Annotated in this window: 22 protein-coding genes; 9 read left to right on the forward strand and 13 right to left on the reverse strand. The window is 44.8% G+C overall.

Going from position 1 to position 24843, the window contains the following annotated elements; genetic code table 11:
- Nucleotides 1–251 precede the first annotated feature (251 nt).
- Entirely contained in the window at nt 252–1253 is a 1002-nt protein-coding gene (locus AACT42_RS16095) for a 2-hydroxyacid dehydrogenase (RefSeq protein WP_094132996.1), read from the forward strand.
- A gap of 78 nt (nt 1254–1331) precedes the next feature.
- Here AACT42_RS16095 and AACT42_RS16100 read toward each other — a convergent pair whose 3' ends face one another.
- The 4 genes from AACT42_RS16100 to AACT42_RS16115 all read right to left on the reverse strand — a co-directional run bounded on the left by AACT42_RS16100 (nt 1332) and on the right by AACT42_RS16115 (nt 3752).
- The gene (locus AACT42_RS16100) at nt 1332–1769 is read right to left on the reverse strand and encodes a PAS domain-containing protein (protein WP_094132998.1); all 438 of its coding nucleotides are present in this window, start codon (nt 1767–1769) and stop codon (nt 1332–1334) included.
- A gap of 2 nt (nt 1770–1771) precedes the next feature.
- Complete coding sequence (locus AACT42_RS16105; protein WP_017046016.1) at nt 1772–2776, reverse strand: response regulator; 1005 nt, start codon at nt 2774–2776, stop codon at nt 1772–1774.
- A gap of 164 nt (nt 2777–2940) precedes the next feature.
- Complete coding sequence (locus tag AACT42_RS16110; protein WP_017046015.1) at nt 2941–3180, reverse strand: hypothetical protein; 240 nt, start codon at nt 3178–3180, stop codon at nt 2941–2943.
- Nucleotides 3181–3389: 209 nt separating this feature from the next.
- The gene (locus tag AACT42_RS16115) at nt 3390–3752 is read right to left on the reverse strand and encodes a hypothetical protein (RefSeq protein WP_026029065.1); all 363 of its coding nucleotides are present in this window, start codon (nt 3750–3752) and stop codon (nt 3390–3392) included.
- 796 nt (nt 3753–4548) lie between these two features.
- On the opposite strand from AACT42_RS16115, the gene AACT42_RS16120 reads away from it, so the two are divergent.
- On the forward strand, nt 4549–4758 hold the full coding sequence (locus tag AACT42_RS16120) for a cold-shock protein (protein ID WP_010318975.1): 210 nt from the start codon (nt 4549–4551) through the stop codon (nt 4756–4758).
- A gap of 70 nt (nt 4759–4828) precedes the next feature.
- Complete coding sequence (locus AACT42_RS16125; protein ID WP_013868041.1) at nt 4829–5374, forward strand: YaeQ family protein; 546 nt, start codon at nt 4829–4831, stop codon at nt 5372–5374.
- 191 nt (nt 5375–5565) lie between these two features.
- On the opposite strand, the gene hmpA is transcribed toward AACT42_RS16125, so the two are convergent.
- Entirely contained in the window at nt 5566–6753 is a 1188-nt protein-coding gene (gene hmpA, locus AACT42_RS16130) for an NO-inducible flavohemoprotein (protein ID WP_094133000.1), read from the reverse strand.
- 203 nt (nt 6754–6956) lie between these two features.
- Between hmpA and norR the strand changes: the two genes are divergently transcribed.
- Nucleotides 6957–8543, forward strand: coding sequence for a nitric oxide reductase transcriptional regulator NorR (gene norR / locus AACT42_RS16135; RefSeq protein ID WP_176429023.1), 1587 nt, complete (start codon nt 6957–6959; stop codon nt 8541–8543).
- A gap of 93 nt (nt 8544–8636) precedes the next feature.
- On the opposite strand, the gene AACT42_RS16140 is transcribed toward norR, so the two are convergent.
- The 4 genes from AACT42_RS16140 to AACT42_RS16155 form a co-directional block, all read right to left on the reverse strand.
- Nucleotides 8637–9515, reverse strand: a complete 879-nt coding sequence (locus AACT42_RS16140; protein WP_069212099.1) for a mechanosensitive ion channel family protein — start codon at nt 9513–9515, stop codon at nt 8637–8639.
- 209 nt (nt 9516–9724) lie between these two features.
- Nucleotides 9725–10957, reverse strand: coding sequence for a peptidase T (gene pepT, locus AACT42_RS16145; protein WP_094133004.1), 1233 nt, complete (start codon nt 10955–10957; stop codon nt 9725–9727).
- Nucleotides 10958–11155: 198 nt separating this feature from the next.
- Nucleotides 11156–12364, reverse strand: coding sequence for a NupC/NupG family nucleoside CNT transporter (locus AACT42_RS16150; RefSeq protein WP_013868046.1), 1209 nt, complete (start codon nt 12362–12364; stop codon nt 11156–11158).
- 587 nt (nt 12365–12951) lie between these two features.
- Nucleotides 12952–14769, reverse strand: a complete 1818-nt coding sequence (locus tag AACT42_RS16155) for a hybrid-cluster NAD(P)-dependent oxidoreductase (RefSeq protein WP_094133006.1) — start codon at nt 14767–14769, stop codon at nt 12952–12954.
- A 208-nt stretch (nt 14770–14977) separates the two neighbouring features.
- Here AACT42_RS16155 and pyrC point away from each other — a divergent pair, with 208 nt between their 5' ends.
- A complete protein-coding gene (pyrC, locus tag AACT42_RS16160) occupies nt 14978–16006 on the forward strand; it encodes a dihydroorotase (RefSeq protein WP_094133008.1) in 1029 nt (342 codons plus the stop codon).
- Nucleotides 16007–16073: 67 nt separating this feature from the next.
- On the opposite strand, the gene rlmC is transcribed toward pyrC, so the two are convergent.
- From rlmC to AACT42_RS16175, 3 genes are all read right to left on the reverse strand, one after another.
- On the reverse strand, nt 16074–17222 hold the full coding sequence (gene rlmC / locus AACT42_RS16165) for a 23S rRNA (uracil(747)-C(5))-methyltransferase RlmC (protein WP_176429024.1): 1149 nt from the start codon (nt 17220–17222) through the stop codon (nt 16074–16076).
- Nucleotides 17223–17310: 88 nt separating this feature from the next.
- Nucleotides 17311–18222: a DUF808 domain-containing protein gene (locus AACT42_RS16170; protein WP_094133011.1), complete on the reverse strand. Its 912-nt coding sequence runs from the start codon at nt 18220–18222 to the stop codon at nt 17311–17313.
- Nucleotides 18223–18356: 134 nt separating this feature from the next.
- A complete protein-coding gene (locus tag AACT42_RS16175) occupies nt 18357–19685 on the reverse strand; it encodes an HD-GYP domain-containing protein (RefSeq protein ID WP_094133012.1) in 1329 nt (442 codons plus the stop codon).
- Nucleotides 19686–19966: 281 nt separating this feature from the next.
- Here AACT42_RS16175 and AACT42_RS16180 point away from each other — a divergent pair, with 281 nt between their 5' ends.
- Nucleotides 19967–20878, forward strand: a complete 912-nt coding sequence (locus AACT42_RS16180; protein ID WP_176429025.1) for a M14 family metallopeptidase — start codon at nt 19967–19969, stop codon at nt 20876–20878.
- Nucleotides 20879–21010: 132 nt separating this feature from the next.
- On the opposite strand, the gene AACT42_RS16185 is transcribed toward AACT42_RS16180, so the two are convergent.
- Complete coding sequence (locus AACT42_RS16185; protein WP_026028665.1) at nt 21011–21799, reverse strand: AraC family transcriptional regulator; 789 nt, start codon at nt 21797–21799, stop codon at nt 21011–21013.
- 99 nt (nt 21800–21898) lie between these two features.
- On the opposite strand from AACT42_RS16185, the gene AACT42_RS16190 reads away from it, so the two are divergent.
- From AACT42_RS16190 to AACT42_RS16200, 3 genes are all read left to right on the forward strand, one after another.
- On the forward strand, nt 21899–22798 hold the full coding sequence (locus tag AACT42_RS16190) for a DMT family transporter (RefSeq protein WP_013868061.1): 900 nt from the start codon (nt 21899–21901) through the stop codon (nt 22796–22798).
- Between the two features lie 129 nt (nt 22799–22927).
- Nucleotides 22928–23845 (forward strand): sensor domain-containing diguanylate cyclase, encoded by a 918-nt coding sequence (locus tag AACT42_RS16195; protein WP_094133016.1) that lies wholly within the window; start codon nt 22928–22930, stop codon nt 23843–23845.
- A gap of 196 nt (nt 23846–24041) precedes the next feature.
- On the forward strand, nt 24042–24803 hold the full coding sequence (locus AACT42_RS16200; RefSeq protein WP_013868063.1) for a DeoR/GlpR family transcriptional regulator: 762 nt from the start codon (nt 24042–24044) through the stop codon (nt 24801–24803).
- The last annotated feature ends 40 nt before the right edge of the window (nt 24804–24843 follow it).

The raw sequence follows: 24843 nt of genomic DNA on the forward strand, positions 1-24843 counted from the left end.
AACGTTACCTTGTTCAGCATTGCGCCGAAAACGTGAGAGAAATCACGCTCACAAAAGAGGTGACTCAGACATTTCTATCGGCGATTTTTACAGATTGTGGTGAATGTTTATCATTAATCCGTCCGTTTTCGATTTTAGTGACATCCCCCCGCAACTCCTACCATCCCAAAGACATAGTTATTTTGTGGTTTATTTTCTGTGATATTAGGCGTATTTATAGTGAAAATTATAAGTCTAATTAGGAAGAGAACATGATCAACATTGCATTTTTCAGCGCAAAATCTTATGACGCGAGTTCTTTCTCAGAGGTCAGTGATACAAAAATCTTCTCGCTGCACTTTCACGATTTTCGACTCACCCCAACCACAGCTAAAATGGCCCAAGGATGCACTGTGGTGTGTGCCTTTGTGAATGACGACTTAAGTCGCCCAGTATTGAGCCAATTGTATGAAAATGGGACGAGGCTTATCGCAATGCGCTGTGCCGGATTTGATAAAGTCGATCTCGATGCCGCAAAAGAGCTGGGTATTCAAGTGGTGCGAGTGCCCGCATATTCACCAGAATCGGTGGCAGAGCACACGGTAGGAATGATGATGTGTTTGAATCGCCGCTTTCACAAGGCGTACCAACGTACCCGAGACGCTAACTTCTCATTAGAGGGGTTGGTCGGGTTTAACTTCTTCGGTAAAACCGCGGGAGTTGTTGGCACAGGAAAAATTGGTATTGCCACAATGCGCATTTTGAAAGGGTTGGGAATGAATGTACTGTGCTTCGACCCTTATCAGAACCCTCTGGCGATTGAACTCGGTGCAACTTACTGCAGCCTTGAGGAAATCTACCAACAAAGTGATGTGATTACGCTTCACTGCCCAATGTCGCCAGAGAACTACCATTTACTCAACAGTCACGCATTTTCCCAAATGAAAGATGGCGTGATGATTGTAAACACCAGCCGAGGTGAATTACTCGATTCAGTTGCAGCAATTGAAGCACTGAAACAAGGTCGTATCGGCGCTCTTGGTTTAGATGTTTACGACAATGAAAAGGATCTTTTCTTCCAAGATAAGTCGAATGATGTGATTGTCGATGATGTATTCAGACGCCTATCGGCTTGCCACAATGTACTATTTACGGGACATCAAGCCTTTTTGACTGAAGATGCACTACACAATATCGCTCAGACAACTTTGGATAACATTCGTGCCTTTGCAAACAATCAACGTTGCGGAAATGAGCTTGTAACGCTTGATTAATTAAACCCATCGATAATATGAAGCCTCCTTGATGAAACACCAAAAGGAGGCTTCGAAATCATCAACACCCTGATTCTATCAACGTATTTGTAAAGAGGCTAACGCTTCAGATGTGGCATCCTGTATTGATAAAAACAATGAGTTAATTTTACCCGTCGTGGTTCGCATCGGGTTTAAAGTAATGCTTTGGTACATATATTCGGCTTGCTGAGTGACAGGGCGAACATTACGACATTTGAAGAGATATGGGCGCTGCTGCCAAGTAATAAAACTACGACAACCTAAGTCATACACAGGTTTAGTTTTGAGCTTAAACCACTCTTGGGGGATTTCAGGAAACAGTTCAAAAATGGTTTTACCAATCGCATCGTGCCCTTGAATACCGCTGTGGTGTGTCATGAATCCATTCCACACTTGCACTTCGTAATCACGATTAATCACGATCAGCCCCATATCGACATTCTGCACCATATCCACCATCCAGTGGAACTGTTCAAATTCTGCAGGGAGATTCATCGTTAAAAATCCTCCATCAAGTACGCTAATTTACTGTCTAGCAACGGAAGAGACTCATCGACAAACATAAAGAGCAAGTCACAGCGGATCGTCGTTTGATCAATGTTGTAGCTCACTTCAAACGTCATCGTTTTTTTAAATGATCCAGCGGTGGAATTGATCACAGAGTCAATGGAGATGTGTTGCCCAAGCAATACTGGAGAGCTTTGAAAAAAACGCACCTCCGATTGCTCGCCTAATCCATTCAGAAAAGAACCAACTAATATGTTTGATACATCCATTAACAGTTCTAATTCTTCAAGCTCTTCACTGTCTGCTGGCACTTTCATTAATTTTTTCAGGTCAGAAACACTGGAATCACTCAAGAGCACCAGTGCTTCACCTGCAATGCCTTCACCGCTAAAGCCTTGGCATACACCAGAAACTTGATCATTTTCCGCCAAGTCACGAAGTGCCATATGTAGCTCACTCACTTCAAAAATATTGACGTTTGGTAGCGGTAAATGAACAAATACATCAAAGTGCCGCGCCAGAGCATCAGCTGCTCGACCAATCGAAACGTTCGCAACTTCCATATAGATGTCACGACGTTTTAAGATAGGTAGTTCAACAGAGATAGGCGTAACGATACGAGGCTGTGTTGGCGGTTCGACTAACTCTCGTAGTACGCTATTTAACACGTCCTTATCAATCGGCTTTTGAATAAAAGCACGCGCCCCTAACGCCAATACTCGCTCTTTCGCTTTCGGCTGTATATCACCAGAAACAACAACAACAGGCGTTGTCATCCCTCTGCGTTGCATCTCTTCTAGCGTCCCGTAGCCGTCCAGTTCAGGCATAGTTAAATCGAGGAACATTAATTTAAAATCATGCTCTTCAAGATTTTTGATGCCATCTAAACCATGGACTGCGAAAGTAATATCGGCGTTTAGAGAGGCGGGAAGTGAACGAGCCATCTGCTTCCGAGCCAGTGCAGAGTCATCACAGATGAGTACGGGGAAAGACATGTAATCACCTTCTATTTATTAATTCGATAAATAGAGTGTATACCTAAACCTCGCGTAGATGCGAGTTGCGCAAAAAATTAATTAAAAAGTTTTAGGGATTATAAAAGGCTACACACTCAAGCGAAACATCGGTTAGCAAACAGCAATGTTCGCTCATTTCAACCTCATAGTGAGGGCCAGAAGGTCAGTACAGCAATCCGCAACACAATAGCGGTAACAATGAATGCCACTCCCAAGCGGTACCACTTATATTCCTCAATTGACATGGGAATGCGACGATAAAACATCGTGATGACACCTTTCCAGTCATGGCTACGTTTACCATACCGCACAATACTCGTCAGAATAAAAATGATGCCCAGTATTAAGATAACTTTCTCTGCCCAAAATAATCCGATGCCCATAGTACTTCCTTGTTCAGGAGATAAATAATCATTGCCAACAGTGTATATCGAAAAGATGAGTGCCACTCTTGGACAAAAGTCTAAAGTGCAAAAGCACCAAAAGGGCCCAGTGAGGAAGCCCTTTTGCATTAACAGAAATAATTTAGTTCACTATCACATTAACCATCTTACGCGTAAGTTACGCATAAAGACGCTATGTATTAAGTGCGCTACGCGTGATGCGCCGTTGTTTTAGAGATTGCAGATGTTAATTTATCTCGATAACTGAACCAGATGTATGTCACGACAATAGAGAAGAAGAGATACGACAAAGCAAAGATAAAAGGCGATGTGATCAATTGCGCCGATATCCCCCACGCAACACCGATAATGGTCACTGTCAATTTAGCAAGAAGCCCACAGATGAGAAGAAAAAGGGCAAACTCCGGCACTTTAGTACTTCGAAACGCAAACCAGTAACAACTGCCTACTGCGAGTGACGAGATGTAAAGCCCAAGCAAAAATGAATGAAAGTGATCAGCAGAGGCCACACCCGCCGAGACAGACGCCATTAAAATCAGTATTAGTTTCATGTTGTAAACCTCTCTTTTTATGAGAAAGTATCCATTCATTTTCGAAAACTCAGTTTACATACATTTTCCTCCATTAAATAAGAATTTCAAGTTCAAAAAACAAGCAATTTTTCCTTGTTGGCTTAGAATAAAACAATTGTTAATCAGTGGTTAACAACAGAAAACCCGAAAATCAGATGGGACATGGCATTACCCAAAAAAACACTTCAAAATGGAACTAATTGTAACAATTATTTAACCGAGTAAATATTTCATTGAAAGTGCAAATTTGTGATGTGTACAGCGCAACGTTCCGAGTTGTCGCCAAAACAACTTGAAGATGCTATTTGATAGGGAAAAATTTCCTCAGTTTTGAGGAGAGTCATTCAGCCCAAAAAGAGAGCCATTAAATAGGAAAGTAAACCTAACCCTTCTCCTCACTCAATGAACGTTGGCCAGTAATAAACGGCTTCAACCATCGAACTCATCTGACCACTAACTCTGGCTAAAACTTCAACTATGTCAATGGGTAATAGAATAGTAATGTTAATTTCAAGCCTCATCATAAGAAAATGCAACATAGAGCATAAAACCTAACAATTTTAAGAAAGTTTTTCGAGTTTTATCGAGTTATGATTGACAAGATAAAAGTTTGAACTAGACTTTGCACTAGCTAGAAAGCAGTTCTTTGTATACACATACGTCTCGTTGGATTACTTGTAACTCCCCCGTCGTGTCGTACGCAATAGCAATCTACTTTTCCACGCTATCCGCGCCGTATTCGGCTGTAAAATTTTTTTTGATTTTGGGTATAAAAATGGCTAACACAGTTACTGGTACAGTAAAATGGTTCAACGAAACTAAAGGTTTCGGTTTCATTCAACAAGAAAACGGTCCAGACGTATTCGCACACTTCAGCCAAATTAAAGGTGACGGTTTCCGCACTCTTGCTGAAGGTCAAAAGGTAGAGTTTGAAGTAGCTCAAGGTCAAAAAGGCCCTCAAGCTGAAAACATCCGCCTAGTATAATTTTTACTAAGTATTCTAATAGCCAGCAATTTGCTGGCTATTTTCGTTTTTACCTCTTGGCATTCTTCCAATGGCTCTTAAACCGACAATCTATAAGTTCCGTATTGCGCTGACGGATACTAATCGCGATCATTATGACTCTTTAAATCTCACCATTGCTCAGCATCCTTCAGAAAGCAACGAACGAATGATGGCGCGCATTTTGGCGTTTTGTCTTAATGCTTCACCCGAGCTAACATTCACTAGAGGACTTTCTTCCATTGAAGAACCTGATCTCTGGCTAAAATCATTAGATGACCAAATTCAGCTCTGGATTGAAGTTGGCGAACCCGATGCTGATCGCATTAAAAAAGCCACACGGCTTGCAAAGCAGGTGAAAGTCTACAGCTTTAACACGAAATCACAGGTTTGGTGGGAGCAAAACAAGGGAAAGTTCTCTCACCTCAATGTCGATCTATTTCGATTTGATGCTGCAGCGATTGAAAAACTCTCTACTTCCTTGAACCGAGGTATGGATATTTCAGTGATGATTAGTGGGTCTTCTATTTTTATTGATAGCGATAGCCATTCCGATGAAATTACTTGGCAAGCACTACAAATAAAAAGTGAGCATTAATTCCCAGCCCACTTTTCAGTATTTATACCCAAACAACTTGAAGTTGCAGGTAGACGGCAAGTGAACTCATCCCCATGAGCATAGATAAACTATGTGATTGGGGTAAGCGAACGTAACCAACACCGCTGCAGCTTTAAATGGGAAGGGTATAGGCCCTTAAAAGAGCCTAGATTTAGATAGCGCTTTATACTTTATAAATAGGCGTGTGGACCAAAGACTTCGTAATGGATACGCTCTCTTGCTACGCCAAGCAATTCAAGCTGTTCAACAATGAACTGCATAAAACCAACGGGGCCACAGATATAAAAATCCCCCTGTGTTAGCGGCAGTTGCTCGCAAACTTCATGCAAGATCATAGAACCTTGCTTGGCTGGTGCTAGCTCACTTTCCAGATACCAGACCACTTGCTGCCATGATGGATGCACCGCCATTAATGTCGCGGTTTCATCAATAAAGGAGTGTTGTGATAAATTGTTGCAAGCATGCAGATACGTCACCTCTTTTTTTCCTACTGACGCAAGCTGTTGAAGTATGGCTTGCATCGGTGTTGCCCCGACACCTGCAGAGATAAGTACAACGGGAGCGAGCTTCTCAACATAGAAAAAATCACCCGCTGGCGCATAAAGTTTCACTCGACTGCCTTTTTCAACATAATCATGTAAATAGTTAGAGACTGTCCCAGGATGTTCAGTATCCACGCCTTCACGCTTCACAGAAATGCGGTAGTTTTTTCCATTAGGTTTTTGTGACAAGGAATATTGACGAATTTCACTGTATGACGCGCCTTCCGGCTTGAGCTCAATCCCAATATACTGACCTACCTGATAATCTAATACTGCTTTGCCATCAGCAGGCTCAAAGATAAAGCTAGTGACGAATTCAGACTCTTTCACTTTATCTTGCACTACAAACTCACGCGCGTTTTCCCAACCGCCGATCGCCTGTTTACGCTGTAAGTACAACTCCCCTTCTCTATCAATAAAGACTTGCGCTAAAAAGAGATAAGCCGCCGTCCATGCTGCTTCAACGTCAGGAGTAAAGGCATCGGCAGCAAGCTCTCGCAACGTTTCAATAAGGTGATGACCGACGATTTGATAGTGCTCTGGCTGAATGTTAAAGCTGGTGTGCTTTTGGGCAATACGTTCCACTGCACTGGTTAATGCGGCGAGATTTTCAATATTTTTCGCATACGCGGCAATCGCCTCAAACAGTGCAACGCCCTGACGACCAGTATGTTGATGGGTCATATTAAAAATATCTTTTAGCTCAGGATTGTGAGTAAACATTCTCTGATAGAAATGAGCTGTAAGCGCTGGCCCGGCAGATTCAAGTAAAGGAATGGTACTTTTGACAATGGCGATGTGTTGATTATTAAGCATATTGAGCTTTCTCCTCAGATTTTATAAATGGCGAATTAGATTCGCTCTGATACTGAAGCTTGTATAGCACAAAGCATACCAACATTAATCTATTGATTTTTAAATAAAAAATAAAAAATCATTAAATGATCAGGTCAAAATAACACTTCAAAAAATGTCATTATGACACTACAATATCCAAAAACATCACCTGAGTGCTTACCATGCAAGATTTTTCCATCTCTACCTTGATTGAAATGACCATAGGACTCGCAAGTGGTTTGAACGATCAAGATAGATTCAATCGCCTGCTTGATGCGATTCGTAAAACCATTCAATGCGACTGTGTGATGCTGCTTTCACGCCAAGGTGATTTGTTAATCCCCCTTGCGATGCAAGGCTTGACTCGCGATACCTTAGGCCGACGCTTTTTAATTGATGAACATCCCCGCTTTCGTGAGATTTGCCACGCTGATGGGCCGGTTATTTTCGATGCGAATTCATCACTACCCGATCCTTTCGATGGTTTATTAATGGATCATGATGGCGACCTTCCCATGCACTCTTGTATGGGCCTGCCCCTTTTGTTTGGTGACAAACTACTCGGTATCTTGACGCTTGATAGCCTTAATCCCAACATGTTTGAGCATATTCCCAAACGCAGCCTAGAAGCGTTGTCGGCAATCGCGGCCTCTACCTTGAAAATGGCACTGACCTTTTCTCAACTTGAAGCACAAGCCAAACAATCACAGCAACGCTTAGAAGAGCTGAATGAAGAAGCATGGGACAGAGAAGGTGGAGAGATCATCGGTTCAAGTACGTCGATGCTGGCCATGAAAGCCGATTTGGAAGTGGTCGCCCCTTCTAATTTCAACATTTTAATCCATGGTGAAACGGGTGTCGGTAAAGAGCTGGTCGCACGAACACTGCACCAACTATCAGCGCGTAAACGCCAACCCCTTATTTATGTCAACTGCGCCGCAATTCCAGAAAACTTGGTCGAAAGTGAACTATTTGGCCATGTCAAAGGAGCCTTTACTGGAGCAGAACGGCATCGCTTAGGCAAGTTTGCATTAGCCGACGGTGGAACCTTATTTCTCGATGAAATCGGTGAACTGCCATTGGCTGCCCAAAGCAAGATTTTACGTGCATTGCAGAACAATGAAATTCAGCCCGTAGGACAAGATCATGTCCAAACTATTGATGTACGGATATTGGCAGCGACAAATCGAGATTTAAAGCAAGAGGTGGAAGCGGGAAGATTCCGAGCCGATCTTTACCATCGACTCAGCGTATACCCTGTTTATATCCCTCCGCTAAGAGAGCGAAATGGTGACGTTACCTTGTTGGCAGGTTATTTTTTAGAGCAAGCGCGTCGCAAGCTCGGTATCACACAGCTCAAAATCGATCCCAACGCACTGGCTGGGTTACTCAACTACTCATGGCCCGGTAATGTTCGCGAATTAGAACACGTGATCAACCGCGCAGCGCTGAAAGCACGAGCTAGACAAGGCTTACAAGCGTTAATCACAGTCAACAGCTACGACATAGGTGAGTTAGATTTCAGCCTACCTCTGGTTAACACGCAAAGTACGTTGAGCGGCAAAGAGGTCACAGCGAAGGTGTGGCAACGTGGGCTGCGAGAAGCAACGGATGAATATCAGCGTAAATTGATCAGTGAAGCATTGACCCAATCCGATTTCAATTGGGCAAAAGCGGGAAGATTATTGCAAGTGGATCGCGCGAATCTCACTAGGCTTTCAAAACGCTTAGGGATTTCGGTGAAAAAAACACACGCAATTGAGCGTTAATCTCACTGTCATCACTAATATATCTTTTCTCACCCAAACAGTAATTACAGGTAAGACGCTCACCATACTGTGTGAGCGCTCATTATTCGGCGGTTAGCTACCCATTTCACTCGGCAGCACTTCTGTTGCAACTAAAGTGCGTGGAAATGCGTTTTCATACGCTTGCATAAAGTCTTGGCGGATCAGTTGCTCTAAATGGTTGGCCCGCTCTGTTGGGCAAAAAATCATGAAATGCACGACCTGCTCTCCTGCGGCTGCGCTGCTGATCTGAATGTGCGGCTCAGCACTGGGCAAATCTACACCCGCATGTTTTTCAATCATGCTGTTATAGCGCCTTGCAACGTCGATAAAGTGGGCAAAGTGGCTCTCAATTTTTTCATGCATAATCGGCAATAAAGGATATAAATTTACAAATTCAGGCACTACTATCGAAAAGTTATGAAACACATAACGCTTCATAAAATTAAGGTTTTTTACCGGAAACGAGAAGAACATACTGTTTGGCAAGGTCGCGGTTTTTCCAGTGTAGTGATATTGACCATGATTCAAATCGATTTCTTGGATCACGGTTGCCATCAAGTTGTGTTCGATCACTTCACCGCTCAGTTTTCCGACTTCAATCCAATCCCCGATACGAAATGAGCGAGAGCTCGCTCGCTGAATTGAACCCGTAAAACACAAGATGATCTCTTTTGATGCGACTACAATGGCGACCGCTATCGCAGTCACTGACAGTGCAAATTCGTTGATCTCCGATTGCCACAATACGAAGAGGATGACCAAAGTAAAGGCAAAGGTGCCATTCTTGGTGCGTGACATCCATTTACGCTGCTTTTCGGTAATCAGTGCCACATCACCACGAATTTGAGAAAGCACAACTCGCCGTGTCAAAATAATCAACGTCATGATTAAAATACTAAAAACCAATTTATGAGTGATAAGAAAGTCCCACACCGCGACCACTTTCTCCATATCAATCCCCTTCTTTTATTTTTATGCATAATGATCAGCAACACATCTACGCCACTAAAGAGCAGCAGATTGAGATCGTGTTAGAATTTTCGAAAGGTATTGTAACTGAGTGAATAGTTAACGTCGGCATAAGGCGCAATTATTATGCGCCCTGTCATAGCTTTGAAAGAGAAACTCCCTTTGAGATTGGCGAAAGGAAAAATTTGTTATCAGTGTTGATTCGCCAACGCTGTCTTTTCAGCCAGTTTTACAATCACGTTTACCGCTTGTTCCATCCCTTCAATGGTAATGAACTCATGAATACCATGAAAATTATAACCGCCAGTGAAAATATTAGGGCATGGCAGGCCCATGAATGAGAGCCTCGCACCATCCGTACCACCTCGAATAGGTTTGATCAGCGGTTCAACATCACAAGCAATCATGGCTTGTTTAGCCAGTTCAATGACTTGTGGATGAGGCTCGACCATCTCTTTCATATTGAAATAGCTGTCCGTCACAACCAACTCAACTCGTCCTTTCTCAAGACGGGCATTTAACTGGTCCACTTGCTGCTGCATAAACGCTTTACGAGCTTCCAAGCCTTCTCGTTCAAAGTCTCTAATAATGTAACCCAAGGTTGAGCGAGCCACACTCATCTCTGCGGATTTTAAATGGTAAAAGCCTTGATAGCCCTGCGTGGTCTCTGGGGTTTGGTCGGCTGGCATCATAAGCTGAAATTGTGCGGCGATGTTGATGGCATTCACCATTTTATCTTTCGCGGTCCCCGGATGAACATTCACGCCATAGCAAATAACATCAGCGCTCGCTGCATTGAAATTCTCATACTCCAACTCACCCACCGGGCCACCATCAATGGTATAAGCCCACTGTGCGCCAAACTTCTCCACATCAAATAAGTCCGCGCCCCGGCCGATCTCTTCATCGGGAGTGAAACCGATACAAATATCACCATGTGTGATGCTCGGGTCGGCAATTAACCTCTCAATGGCCGTCATAATTTCAGCGATGCCTGCCTTATTATCGGCACCAAGCAGTGTGGTGCCGTCAGTCGTGATCAGATTGTACCCATGCAGTTGATGCAAATCCGGGTATTGAATAGGTGACAGCACCTCATCCCCTTTACCTAAAGCAATGTCTCCACCTTGATAATTCTCCACAATTTGCGGCTTAACGTGTTTGCCTGACGCGTCTGGCGCGGTATCCATATGTGCAATAAAACCAATCGCAGGAACAGAGTAATCAACATTCGATTGCAACTTCGCCATAACATAGCCGTGTTCATCAACCGTAGCATCGGTTAAGCCTAATGCGATTAATTCTTCATGCAGTGTATGGGCAAACGTCATTTGCCCTACTGAACTCGGGCAACGGCGGCTGGCAGGGTGAGATTGAGTATCAAAAGAGACATAACGCAAAAAGCGTTCAACAAGATTTTCCATAGCAAGCACTCAATAAGTTAGCATGTCAACGTATCGCCTATGTTGGGATACGCAGTTAATTGCAAGCTATACTACGCGCTCATCAGAAACGGAATTTGCTATAAATCAGCTTTTCAGCAATTACTGAGGTGTCAATCATTCAAAAAAGGGATCAAAAATGCCCACCGCAGTGAGCATTGAGAGAAGCAAACAGTGCGTTTAAAGCAGAATGAAAATGCCCGCTAGACATGCACTCATTAAGTTAGCTAGCGTACCTGCAATCACCGCTTTAATACCTAAATTCGCGACTTCTGCACGGCGTTCAGGAGCGATAACCCCGATAGAGCCTAATTGGATCGCGATAGAACCAATATTGGCAAAGCCGCACAGAGCAAAAGTAATAATAACTTGGGTGTGTTCCGACAACAGCGCTTTGTGGTCAACAAAATCAATGAAAGCCACAAATTCGTTCATCACCACTTTTTGCCCAATGTAAGATCCCGCCATCAAGACTTCATGGCTTGGTACACCAATCAACCAAGCCAGTGGTGAAAATAGATAACCGAACAGCAGTTGCAAGGTAATGCCGTTCAAACCCAATAACTCACCGAAACTTTCAAGCCCAGTGTTAACCATCGCAATCACGCTCACAAATGCAACCAGCATTGTACCGACGGCCACCGCCACTTTCATGCCATTCATCGCCCCGCTCGCCAGTGCGTCAATCACATTACTTTCTTGCGCTTTATCCATCTCAATATTGGTTTGATCAAGTGGAACATCGCGCTCTGGTACGATGATTTTTGCCATCATCAAACTGCCGGGTGCCGCCATAAAACTGGCTGCAATAAGGTATTTAAGCTCAACACCTAGACCGGCATAGCCACCCAACACACTACCTGCGACAGAGGCCATACCTCCGGCCATGACGGCAAACAGTTCTGAACGTGTCATGCGCGACAAAAAGGGACGCACAAGCAGTGGTGATTCGCCTTGTGACAGGAAAATGTTACCCGTAGCAACCAGAGATTCTGCTTTGCTCGTACCTAAAAATTTTTGAATACCACCACCGATAAACTCGATGACTTTTTGCATGATACCAAGGTAATAAAGGGCAGAGATAAGAGCGCTGAAGAAAATGATGATAGGCAGAACACGAACAGCAAAAATAAATCCGGAATCAGCTAAATCACCGAATAGAAAGCGGATTCCTGCATCGGCGAAACCCAGCAAACTGGACACACCGCCGCTGATGCTGGCTAGTGCGCTTTGTCCCCATGGGAAGTAGAGCACCAGCGCGGCAAAACCAACTTGCAGCAATAAAGCACGTGATACGGTTTTCCAATTGATGAAAGATCGATTTTCAGAGAGCAGGTAGGCGCAAGCGATCAGCGCTAAAATGCCGACGAGGCCAAAAAGAATATTCATTGTATTTACCTAGTTTGAAATTTGGAAATAAGGGTAGAACCAAAAAACTTGGCAAAGGAGGAATCATTGTCCTTTTGTACAACAAAAGCGTGACAAAAAGAGGGGTATGCGAACATATTGTTCATCCAAGATCACCTTATACAAGCAGAGGAACTTAGCTGGTCCAGTCCTTGGGGTCATTCACATTTCCGTGTGACGGCTTGTATGGGTTGAGCACCGGCTCATAACCGGGCGGAAAGTATAGCGAACAAAATGAGAGTTTCATCACATATTTTTACGCAAACGTTCAAGCGCTCATTTATTCGACAGTTATTCTAAAAAAACATCAAACACAGGCAAGATTGGATGGAAAACAAACAAAAAAAATATGGAATTTTCATCACAAATTTAAACTAATTTAACTATATAAAAACGAATAATTGGTATTTCTGCATTTTGCCAACTAGGTTTAAGAGAGTCACTTTGAAGAGACTGAAACGATTTCGAATAAAAATCACTAGCAACGTCACGCCTCTTGCGGTCAACACTGACCCAAGAGGCATTTTTATTGGACAAAGTCACTGTAGTGCAACAGCGTGAGGCGAAAACTAGTTTACAACCTCAATATCGGTTTCAGGAATACAACAACACGCTAAAGCGAAACCAAGATGACGTTCATGCTCAGGCAGTGCTGGCACGTCAGGTTGATGCACTTTGCCCGACTGCACAGTCACCTTGCACGCGCCACAAAACCCTGCTCGGCAACTGTTGGCAATCGCAATGCCAGCGGCTTCGGCTTGATCTAATAAGGTCGTTTGGTTATTACCCTCAAATACATGGCCATTGACGCTAAGTTGTAACGTTTTCAGCTCAGCTGCGACAGTGTGCGCCACACCAAACGCTTCTTGGTGGTAAGATTCTTCCGCAAGCCCTTTTTTCAACAATAAGCTTTTTGCTTTCTGCATAAAACCATCAGGCCCACACACAAACACTTGGCGAGCAGTCACATGTTGGATTTGCTTAAGATGGGATAAAGAGAGCCGACCTTTCAGCCCCAACCAATCGATGGGAGCTTGAGTCAGAGAAATGAAGACTTTCAACCCCGGATTCCGCTGCTTAAGCGCTTCAAGTTCAACACGGCAAGGAATATCCTCAACGCTGCGGCATTGATGATAAAAGACCACATCTTGAATTTGTTGATTATCGGCAAGATAGCGCAACATCGATAACATAGGCGTCACGCCACTTCCAGCCGACAACAGTAACAACGGTTGTTGGTGCTGAGTCGACAGATGAAACGAGCCATCCGGTGATTGCGTGGTCAATGTACTTCCTACCTGCAAGTGATCAAGCAACCAGTTAGAAACTCTACCTCCATCAATACGTTTGACTGAAATCGCTAACCGACCCGGGCGCGATGGGCTAGATGACAAAGTATAGCGGCGCGCCACGTTCTCGCCATCGATCACAACTTCGATTGGTAGGTGCTGCCCAGGTTGATAATTTGGCATTTCACCCTTTTTCGGCTCTAGCCAGAACGTGACAAAATCACGCGCAATCGCTTCACGCTCAACACAGGTCATCACATGGTGACTCATGCCCAAATCTCGATAAAACTCTTTCTCTTTGTACTCAAGCACCTCAACGCTGTCGCCAACTCGAATCATCCCCTCATTTTTTGCGACTAAATTTTGCCCAAAAAACACCCCACCTCTTTCGTTAGCGCGAAATTGTGACAAGGTTCTTAGCGGCTCTTTGGTTGGACGAAAAGCCCCTTTATTCACATCAACAGTAGTGAGAATACAGCGTTCGCAAGGTTTTACCGCTTCAAATTCTACCTCACCAATTCGGATCCGTTTCCAGCTGTCTTCAGCGAAAGGCTCATCGGTTCGTACCACTAGATTGGTACGAAATTGATCCATGCTGTGCACTTCAGGGCTGCGGCGATTAAGTTCATCAAGTGAAGCTTGGCTGATGACCAGCACTGGATAGCCATCAGCAAAACTGACATTGTGACCCACTTTTTCACGCATTCGGTTTGATTGCTCTCCGGTAAACAGCAACTCAACACGCTGGCCTAACACTTGGCTAAACCAATCATCCGCTTCATCGGTTGTGGTGTAAGCGGTAAAGTTGTCATCCCACACTTGCGCTGAGGAAGGTTGCATTTTGAAATCTGCATAACGCAGTTTTAATGGAGATTGGTTCACCGCCGTGAAGATCAAACCATCCGCAACCAGTATTGAATTGACCTTAACCATATTTGGATACTTACGTGCAGTGACCATTGAACCATCAGCTAACGCGATCATAAAGCGCCGATCAAAAGCCAGCCCCTGTTTTTCAACCCAAGCGGTGGACTGCGAGAGGCCACCTATCGATTTGACTGGGTAGACGTTAATTTGTGAGAGTTGAGCTGACGACATGGCCTATCCTTATGCTTTTTTGAAGGTATTTTTATAACGCGATGATAATGGAAATCGCCAAAGCTGGCTAACCCTATGGAAAATAAAAGGATGAAATTCACCCCTGTTTCCTCTATCATCCTGTCGCTTAAACGTAAGCGATTGCGCGAACATTAAAAGCGAAGCCCGTTTAAGCTCCAATCAATTTATTTTCCGGTGGGAGCAACCAATGAAAACATTAACGATTACTCGTCCAGACGACTGGCATGTTCACTTACGTGATGGTGATGTGCTGGCCGATACAGTACGAGACATCAGTCGCTACAACGGCCGCGCACTGATCATGCCCAATACGGTCCCGCCGATCACCACCACAGAATTAGCATTAGCGTACCAACAGCGCATCATGGCGCAAAAACCACGTGATTCTTTCAAGCCACTCATGGCGCTTTATCTCACCGATAACACGACACCTGATGAGATCCGCAAAGCCAAAGCTTCTGGCGCTGTCGTGGCAGCCAAACTTTATCCGGCTGGGGCGACCACCAATTCAGATTCTGGCGTAACCTGCGCTCAAAATATTTACCCAGTATTAGAAGCGATGCAAGAGGTTGGCATGCTGCTGCTGATTCATGGCGAAGTAACTGCTCACGATGTGGATATTTTTGACCGAGAAAAAGCCTTCCTCGATACAGTGCTTGCTCCTATTGTTAATGATTTCCCAAATCTGAAAATAGTGTTAGAACACATCACCACCGCCGATGCTGCCGAGTTTGTAAAAAATGCGAACCAGAATGTAGCGGCAACGATCACGGCGCATCATCTACTTTATAACCGCAATCACATGCTTGCTGGTGGCATTCGTCCTCATTTTTACTGTTTGCCAATCCTTAAGCGCAACACCCACCAGCTTGCGCTGATTCAGGCAGCGACATCGGGCAATAAGAAATTTTTCTTGGGTACTGATTCTGCGCCTCATGCCAAAGGCAAAAAAGAAGCCGCTTGCGGCTGCGCTGGATCGTACACAGCGCACGCAGCCTTAGAGTTATACGCAGAGGTGTTTGAGCAAGTTGGTAAAATTGGCAACCTTGAAGCGTTTGCCAGTCACAATGGCCCTGATTTTTACGGCCTACCCCGTAATAACGACACCGTTACTTTGGTCAAAGAAGAGTGGCCAGTTGCTGAAAGTATGCCATTTGGCTCAGATATTGTGGTGCCGATCCGCGCCGGCGAAACGGTCGCGTGGGCAGTAAAATAGCCCATTAATGCATCAAAAAGGGAAGCCGCGGCTTCCCTCTCTTTATCATTTTTGCACCACACAGCGCTTATCTCGGCTTAGGCTGACGCTCTAATAGCACCATCACTTCGCTATGATCGGTATGTGGAAACATATCAAACCATTGCAGTTTTTTGGGTAAGTAGCCCACCATACCTTGCATATCAGTGATTAGCGTTTGCGGGTTACAGCTTGAGTAAATGATGTGTTTGGGTGATAAAGCCACCAATCGCTCAACTAATTCAGCTCCTAAACCACGACGCGGAGGGTTGACTAGCACCAGCTCTGGCGCGATTGATTGAGCCTGTGAGAATTGGGCAGAATCCAGCGCAGCAAAGTCTAAATTGATAATGCCCATCGTCTTGGCAGAGCGTTTAGCACTGGCGATCGCTTCTGGTTCAATTTCAATTCCTGTGACTGCCGTAGTTGGACTGGCACAATGTAGGGCAAAACCGCCCACGCCACAAAACAGATCCCACATATGACTTGGGTTTATCTCTCTCACCCAATCACGCGCCGCCGCGTACAACTGCTTCGCTACATGCGGGTTGGTTTGGAAAAAACTTTTCGGGCGGATAACCATAGGCACCTGATTAAACTGCTCAATCAAATACTCACACTCGGTTAAAAAAATCTCTTCTTCACCTTCTAGGCGCGCCATGTGGATGGGTTGAAGGTTAACTGAGACGACGCGAATGGTTGGAAACTGCGCCTGAAGCCGCGCGAGGTTTTGCTCAACTCGGCCTAAAGCTTCGCGGCTTCTCAGTACGAAACGCAGCATAAACTCACCTGAATATTCGCTGCGTGTGAGCAATATGTATTTGAGTTCGCCTTTCTTCTTGGCTTTATTATAGGGAGGAATGCCCGAGCTACGGATCCAATCTTGTAGATAAGTTAATAGCGCTTGTGTCTCTTGTGGGTAGAGAGCACATTGCACTAACGACACGGGCGTTGATAGCCCATCAACCATGGATTCAACACCCAAAATCGGTGCATGAGCCGCGCCAAGAGCCACCATTTTCGCTTTGTTACGAAAACCCGTCTCTTCACTTATGACAGGTTCTAGCCACTGCTGTGGCATCTGCGTTGAAAACAGCGCTTTTAGTGCCAAATCTTTGCGCTTCACCTGCTCTGAATAAGAAACCGCGCAATGAGTACAAGAACGGCACAGCTGTTGATCAAAAAACGCACACTGCATAATGGGAACTGCCAAAAACGAAAAGCGCTAGTCTATTCGTCTGCGGGCAAATCACCATTCAATATGGTTATCATCACCATAAAAAAAATTAATGGGACGATTTCAATTTACTCACCATCCCCCACACTGCAACCACAGCCAGCCCGGCGAGTAAACCAACGAAACCATTAAGCAAGGTTGGCATCACTACTGCTAATAAAGAGAGTTCAGCAACGGCTACAATCACAGGTTCAAGCACGTGGTGAATAAAAGGGATGTTGTGCACCACAATGCCACCGCCCACTAAAAACATCGCGGCGGTACCCACTACAGTTAATGCTTTCATGAGCTTAGGCGCGAAACTGATCAACCCTTTACCAAAGCGAGCACGCAGCCCTGCGCCATCTGAAGTGCGCTCTAGGTAGAAACCTAAATCGTCCAATTTCACAATGCCTGCCACCAAACCATAAACGCCGATGGTCATGACCACTGCAATCAAACTCACCACCAAAATTTGTGTCACCATGCTATGGCCTTGCACTGTCCCCAACGCAATCACGATGATCTCGGCCGATAAAATAAAATCGGTCCGAATCGCCCCAGCGACTTTACGTTTTTCATAGTCATCAATCGATACGTCAGTGAGCATGCGCTCATCCGCGTCAGCGGTGCTGTGATGACTGGTATGAAACACTTTTTCTAAGATTTTTTCTGCCCCTTCAAAGCAGAGAAAAAGTCCACCGACTAACAAGAGCGGCATTATCAACCAAGGGGCTAATGAGCTCATCAGCAAGGCAGCGGGAACCAAAATTAATTTGTTGCGAAATGAGCCTTTAGCCACTGCCCATACCACTGGGATCTCTCGTTCAGCGGCAACACCAGACACCTGCTGAGCATTGAGCGCCAAGTCATCCCCCAATACGCCTGCCGTTTTTTTCGCGGCCATTTTTGACATCAACGCCACATCATCGAGCACGGTTGCAATATCATCAAGAAGGGTAAGTAAGCTCGCGCCTGCCATGCAAATTCTCTCTTATTCATTTTCATTATTCAAAGCGTGACAAAATGTAACACCAAGCGCTGATGAAGGGAAACACAGCGATAAGAATCCCACCAACAGTGCTGACGCTTCAAGTAGCAAAGCAGTAAAGAACACTAGCTCAGTGACTGAGTATATTCGGCTGGCAATTGAGCCAGAGCGCTCTGTAACGCGGCAAAGCAGTCAGGATCAATGGCAGTATGTAGATTCTCTTGCATGATCAAAAGTGCTTTATCAATTGGCATCGCGGAGCGATAAGGGCGTTCCGCGCTGAGAGCATCAAAAATATCGGCCGTCGTGATGATTCGAGTCATCACGCTGATCTCATCACCGTTTACACCACGCGGATAGCCAGTACCATCGAGTTTCTCATGATGTGCCCCTGCCATACGTGCCAACGTCTTAAAGGGCGACAATTTCTGCAAGATTTGTTCAGTAAACGCGGCATGCGCCTGAACGGCTTTCCACTCCATATCGTCTAACTTACCGGGTTTATCTAAAATGGCATTACTGACCCCTAACTTACCAATGTCGTGCAGTAATGCCGCGCGTCTCAACCAAGATCGATCAGTTTCCGAAATGGCTAATTGTCGTGCGATTAAATCAGTATACACAGCCACTCGTTCACTGTGCCCTGCGGTATAGGGGCTTTTTGCATCAACAATCTTGCCAAATGCCGTGACGATACAGTCTAAATACGCTTCATCCAAAGGCTGATGCGCTTGTGCCGGTGGTAAATGCATCACTCGTTGGATGATATCAGGGGCTTTGAGGCTAGCCACAAAGTGCGGGTTATCCACCAACTGCTCAATAATCTCAACCAATTGTGGGTCAAACCATACACCACTACGCTCTGTAACCTCGCGTATTGCTTCGTCCAAATCATGTTCCATTTGAAAAACGTCAAACACTTGAGCTAATAACGCAATCCGCGAGAAAAGGGGGATGGCTTCACCTTTTAGTTGTTGAGGGCGCCCTTGACCATTCCAATGTTCATCCAGTGAGTGGATCCCCTGCGCGACGACTTCGCTAAATCGCAACTCTCGCGCCACATCAGCCCCACGAGTACAACGAGTTTGAATAAGCTCTTGTGCATAATCATTACCATTTTTCAAAATGTCGATGGTAGTTAAAATACGTTCTGCCCAACTCTGCTCTGAACCGGTATTTTTGACGATAAAGTTAATCACACTCGATAGACTGGTTCCGACGGTTTTATAACGCCGTTTGAAAGCGAGATCATCGGTGGCATACAACTCGCAAATTCTCGCGGCGTTGCTACTGCAGCCGGCATCTTTCAATAGCAAGGTAAAAAACAGATCATGCAGCTCAGCCTGATCGAGCTCTAATTGCATGCCAATATGCATACCAACCCAGCAGCAACGAATGCAGTGCTCCGGTGGTTGCCCTTCCGTCATGTCTAAGGCGGTCGTTAGCGAAATCATTAGTTCAGAAAGGGGGAAACTATTCTCCAATCGTGTTCTCACTCAATTGCATTGGTCTGGTTGCAGTTTAGATGTGACCGTTCGGTTTAGCCAATGATTTACCTCAGTTATCAGGCCAGAGTTGGACTATTTCCTTGCTCTAACAAACCTGCATTGCCCCAAAAACAGGTTGAGGTAATGAACCCTGTTAACGGGCTGTGGTAAATCCAGCTTGGTATTTTTGATTGCTCTTGACACTAACACCTCTTACTCTGTGGACAACTAGTCAGAAAGGAACCCTCATGTACTCTGTTTATACTTATCCTATCGGTACGCCAGGTACACCTTGGCAAGCAGCAGAACGCGAAGCGTGGCTCGCACAAACGACGATTAAACGAGAATATCAGCAAGAAGTCGTGTCGAAAATTAACGCTTTGGCAACGGATTTTGAGATAGAGCAATACGGTGCACTATCAATAGACAAAGATCGCTACCCATTATTTGCCTTAAAAAGTCGCTCATGGAACCCTGACAAACCAACGGTGTTGATCACAGGTGGCGTACACGGTTACGAAACCAGCGGAGTGCACGGCGCGTTGCAGTTTTTAGCGACTCAAGCACAGCAGTATCAATCTCATTTCAACATTGCCGTTGCCCCGTGCGTAAGCCCTTGGGGCTATGAAACGATCAATCGTTGGAACCCATCAGCGCTTGACCCTAATCGCTCATTTTACGCCAATAGCCCAGCCGAAGAGTCTGCAAGCTTAATGCGCTGGGTCGCAAGCTTAGGTGACGTGCTGGTGCATATTGATTTGCATGAAACTACAGACAGTGATGAAAGCGAATTTCGCCCTGCACTAGCAGCGCGCGATGGGATTAGATATGAAGCCGATACGATTCCCGATGGGTTTTATACTGTCGGCGATACGGAAAATCCGCAGCCAGAATTCCAAGCAGCCATTATTGAATCGGTACGCAAAGTCACGCACATTGCACCAGCCGATAGTAAAGGCGAGATCATCGGCTCTCCCATCACTCAAGAAGGGGTGATCAACTACCCCATGAAAGCGTTAGGGTTATGCGGTGGCATCACAAATTGCTACTTCGGCACCACCACCGAAGTGTACCCAGATAGCCCAAAAGTCACAGCGCAAGAGTGTAATGACGCACAAGTCGCCGCCATTGTTGGCGCTTTGGACTACGTGTGCCGCTAAAACGATAAAACACCCAACCACCTATGTCATGGATTCATGAGTAATAGACGTTGTAAAAAATTACCAAATTAAGTCTAAGGCACTTCTTTATAGTTTGATCAGGATGAAGTGCCTACATACGCTTAAGCAATATTATAACAAGCGATTTTTATACTGTTCCGGCGTTTGGCCGGAGTATTTTTTAAACATGGTAATAAAAGGACTGGCTTGGTTGTAGCCAAGAGTTAATGCTACCTCTTTCACTGAATGCCCTGTGCGCAGTAAATCCATGGAATAGAGATAGCGTACTCTTAATCGCCATTCGGTAAAACTCATCCCTAGTTCCGTTTGGCAATGCCGCGCTAATGTTCGCTCTGTGGTATGTACTTTTTCAGCCCACAAAGCCAATGTCGTATCATCGGTCGGGTTTTCTTCTACCGCCGCTAAAATCGGGGCTAAATATTTGTGATTAGTGGAAGGCAAAAAATGATGCTGCGTTTCTTGCGTTGCCAATTGATCGAGCAATACTTGAACTAAACGTTTATCTTGCGCGTTTTGAGCCACACTGATTTCACGCGATCGAAAATCCTCAATGATGGCAGAAACGATGGGCGTCACTTTTATCAAACTGGTGTGCTTGGGAAAACCATGGGTGAGAGCCCGATCAATATTGAGCGAACAATATTCAATTGGCTTACGATTATAGCTGCAGTGTTTCACCCCCGCAGGAACCCAAATCGCTAGATGAGGCGGTGCGAGAAATCGCGTTTCTTGCGCTTCCATTTCCAAAATCCCGCCGGAAATTAGCTGCACTTGTCCCCATGGATGGCTATGAGTTCGCGTTTCTGTGTTTGACAAAAACGCATCGAAATTCATAAAGACATCCGATGGCGCACTGTCAATCGATAGTGAAGGGTGAAGATTTCTGGGCGCTTTTTTCAAACTTGTCTTCCTATCGCTCGCAATGTCGTTTTGGAGATATATATAATTATAGAGACCTGCCACACTATACTTCAAAGCACAATTTGCGACGAGGCTCACATGGTATATCTTCTTCCACTATTCACGGTTCTAATTTGGGGTGGTAACTCTATCATCAACAAGCTCGCCGCAGAAACCATTGAACCAAGTGCGATGAGTTTTTATCGCTGGTTTGTCGCGATGCTGTTGCTAACCCCCTTTTGCTTACCTACCGTGATCCGCCAATGGGTAATCATCAAGCCCCATTTAACTAAACTGGCTTTTTTAGCCATGTTAGGCATGGTACTGAATCAGTCTCTTGGCTATTACGCAGGGCTAACGACTACTGCATCAAATATGTCGTTGATCACTTCGCTGGTACCACTGCTCAGTGTGTTCATCAGCGTTCCTCTGCTCCATAAGCGCATTTCAGCTTTGAGTGTTGTCGGAGGAGTCCTCTCTCTCGCAGGGCTTGCTTTTATGCTAGGTCAAGGCGATATGAGCTTCTTCTTGCATCAAGATATTACACATGGTGATGCGTTAATGGTGGTGGCTGCAACCGTTTACGCACTTTATTGTGTGTTACTTAAACGGTGGAAAATGCCACTAAGCAATTGGACGCTTATTTATATGCAAGGGTTGTTTGCTGTCTTAATGCTGACACCATTATGGTTGACCAGTGAACATCTCCTACCCACGGAAGGCTCACTGCCCCTAATCGCTTACGCTTCCGTCGCTGCATCCTTATTGGCTCCGTGGATGTGGGTAAAAGCGATCGACTTAATTGGTGCAGACTCTAGTGCGATGTTTATGAATTTGTTACCTGTGGTGGCGGTTTCGCTTGCCACAACCCTGTTAGGTGAAACAGTGCAAAACTACCATCTTTTAGGTGGAACGATGGTAATTTCCGGGGTTATTTTATCCCAAATAAAACTGACAAAAAGCCGTACAACAGCTATCGAGGGCGCAATACAACCATAAAATTGAGCATCTAGCATCGATTCGAGCTATGTTTATGGAAGAAGAATAAAAATAAACAAAAATGAAATGTATTGAGGGATCCTTTACGTCAGATCCGTTAGGCAACCTAGCAAATTTGGTGGCCAGATAATGATTCTTGATAACATCGAAGATGTGTATAGCAATAATTTGTTTGCCTTGCATGAGCTTGTTCTCAACGAGCTCGGTTCATACGTATTCGTAAAAAACCGCCAAGGTGAGTATCTGTATGCAAATCAGCTAACACTAAAACTGTTCGGCACAACTTTGGAAGAACTCAAAGGCAAAACTGATCACGATTTTTTTCAAGATGAACTGCTCGCCGATATTTTACACAGCGATAAAATGGTATTTGATACCAAGCAGCCCTTCACCAGTGAAGAACGTGCGCAAGCAAAATTTGATGCCAAAGTACGCGTCTACCGCGCAATAAAGAAACCGATTCTAAGTACACAAACCGGTGAAGTGATTGGCCTTATCGGTGTGTCTACTGAGATTACCGATATTGTCGAATTACGAGAACAGCTTCACACTCTGGCCAATACCGATGACTTAACGCAGCTCTACAATCGCCGCAAGCTGTGGCGGGAAGCGTGCAATGAATTTACGTTGGCTCAGCGTGATCATTATCCGATAAGTTGTATTGCCATTGATATCGACAACTTCAAGTTAGTAAACGACACCTATGGCCACCAGCGAGGAGATGATGTGATTTGGCAGTTAGCAGAGATGGCGAGAAAGCACACACGCCATGGCGACGCCTGCGGCAGAATTGGTGGTGAAGAGTTTCTGATTGTTCTGCATAAGGCCAATGTGCATGAGGCCTTTCAAATGGCAGATCGTTTACGTAAAGAATTTTATGCATACGCATTTTTTGACAACGGCACACACTTTAGTATCAGTTGCGGTATCTCTGAAATTGCGGGCAACGATGCCGATTTTTTCGAAATTTATCGCCGCTCAGACAAAGCACTTTATAAAGCCAAGCTCGCTGGACGGAATCAATGTGCCACATTCCAAGAAACATAACTATGTTCCATAAAGGGCCTATAATGTTCGTTTAATGTGAATTATCACTTAAAACGAGCAAATACTCGCGTACCCCATTCACTAATGATTGAATTTGGTCGATTAAACCGTACACTCACAAAGTCGTAGTGCCTTACGCAAAGTAAGCATTCAAGGTATTGACCTATTTAAGCTTCAATGAATAAGGATATTTAAGGTGAAAGCAGTTAAACGCCATCAAGAAATTATCGAATTAGTTCAAACACACGGATTTGTGAGTACCGATGATTTAGTCGAGCGATTCAATGTTAGCCCACAAACCATCCGCCGAGATCTCAACGAACTTGCAGATGCCAATAAGTTACGACGCAATCACGGCGGCGCTACCATCGCGTCTAGTTCTGAAAACTCCTCTTACCACACTCGCCAAGTAACTTATCAGCAAGAAAAAGAGAAAGTGGCTGCCGAGCTAGTCAAACACATTCCCGATGGCGCAACGCTCTTTATCGACATAGGTACGACACCTGAAGCTATCGCTCGGGCATTAATGCTCAATCACGAAAATCTGCGCATTGTCACCAACAACATTAACGTGGCGACGATTTTAATGGCCAAACCAGATTTCAATGTCATCTTAGCGGGCGGTGAAGTGCGTAATAAAGACGGTGGCGTGACGGGTGAAGCCACTTTGGATTTCATTTCACAATTTCGTCTCGATTTCGGTATTTTAGGGATTAGCGGCATTGACTATGATGGCTCACTTTTAGATTTCGATTATCACGAAGTGAGAGTCAAACGGGCGATCATCGAAAATAGTCGCTGTGTTTATCTCGGTGTCGACCACAGTAAATTCGGACGTAATGCCATGGTGAAGCTAGGCACAATTGCCGATGTCGATTTGATCATTACTAATGCTCAACCACCAGAAGAAATTGATGCATTCGCTCGTGAAAATGAAGTAACCATTCAGGTGGTATAGATAGATTGAGGCCAAACCGACATTTGAACTAGATTTTCCC

It is taken from the genome of Vibrio sp. V15_P4S5T153 (assembly GCF_963874485.1).
Classification (GTDB): domain Bacteria; phylum Pseudomonadota; class Gammaproteobacteria; order Enterobacterales; family Vibrionaceae; genus Vibrio; species Vibrio anguillarum.

Excerpts from the sequence above, each read along its gene's own strand:
- AACT42_RS16095 (WP_094132996.1), top strand. The coding sequence starts at position 252 with ATGATCAACATTGCATTTTTCAGCGCAAAATCTTATGACGCGAGTTCT.
- AACT42_RS16100 (WP_094132998.1), bottom strand. The coding sequence starts at position 1,769 with ATGAATCTCCCTGCAGAATTTGAACAGTTCCACTGGATGGTGGATATG.
- AACT42_RS16105 (WP_017046016.1), bottom strand. The coding sequence starts at position 2,776 with ATGTCTTTCCCCGTACTCATCTGTGATGACTCTGCACTGGCTCGGAAG.
- AACT42_RS16110 (WP_017046015.1), bottom strand. The coding sequence starts at position 3,180 with ATGGGCATCGGATTATTTTGGGCAGAGAAAGTTATCTTAATACTGGGC.
- AACT42_RS16115 (WP_026029065.1), bottom strand. The coding sequence starts at position 3,752 with ATGAAACTAATACTGATTTTAATGGCGTCTGTCTCGGCGGGTGTGGCC.
- AACT42_RS16120 (WP_010318975.1), top strand. The coding sequence starts at position 4,549 with ATGGCTAACACAGTTACTGGTACAGTAAAATGGTTCAACGAAACTAAA.
- AACT42_RS16125 (WP_013868041.1), top strand. The coding sequence starts at position 4,829 with ATGGCTCTTAAACCGACAATCTATAAGTTCCGTATTGCGCTGACGGAT.
- hmpA (WP_094133000.1), bottom strand. The coding sequence starts at position 6,753 with ATGCTTAATAATCAACACATCGCCATTGTCAAAAGTACCATTCCTTTA.
- norR (WP_176429023.1), top strand. The coding sequence starts at position 6,957 with ATGCAAGATTTTTCCATCTCTACCTTGATTGAAATGACCATAGGACTC.
- AACT42_RS16140 (WP_069212099.1), bottom strand. The coding sequence starts at position 9,515 with ATGGAGAAAGTGGTCGCGGTGTGGGACTTTCTTATCACTCATAAATTG.
- pepT (WP_094133004.1), bottom strand. The coding sequence starts at position 10,957 with ATGGAAAATCTTGTTGAACGCTTTTTGCGTTATGTCTCTTTTGATACT.
- AACT42_RS16150 (WP_013868046.1), bottom strand. The coding sequence starts at position 12,364 with ATGAATATTCTTTTTGGCCTCGTCGGCATTTTAGCGCTGATCGCTTGC.
- AACT42_RS16155 (WP_094133006.1), bottom strand. The coding sequence starts at position 14,769 with ATGTCGTCAGCTCAACTCTCACAAATTAACGTCTACCCAGTCAAATCG.
- pyrC (WP_094133008.1), top strand. The coding sequence starts at position 14,978 with ATGAAAACATTAACGATTACTCGTCCAGACGACTGGCATGTTCACTTA.
- rlmC (WP_176429024.1), bottom strand. The coding sequence starts at position 17,222 with ATGCAGTGTGCGTTTTTTGATCAACAGCTGTGCCGTTCTTGTACTCAT.
- AACT42_RS16170 (WP_094133011.1), bottom strand. The coding sequence starts at position 18,222 with ATGGCAGGCGCGAGCTTACTTACCCTTCTTGATGATATTGCAACCGTG.
- AACT42_RS16175 (WP_094133012.1), bottom strand. The coding sequence starts at position 19,685 with ATGATTTCGCTAACGACCGCCTTAGACATGACGGAAGGGCAACCACCG.
- AACT42_RS16180 (WP_176429025.1), top strand. The coding sequence starts at position 19,967 with ATGTACTCTGTTTATACTTATCCTATCGGTACGCCAGGTACACCTTGG.
- AACT42_RS16190 (WP_013868061.1), top strand. The coding sequence starts at position 21,899 with ATGGTATATCTTCTTCCACTATTCACGGTTCTAATTTGGGGTGGTAAC.
- AACT42_RS16195 (WP_094133016.1), top strand. The coding sequence starts at position 22,928 with ATGATTCTTGATAACATCGAAGATGTGTATAGCAATAATTTGTTTGCC.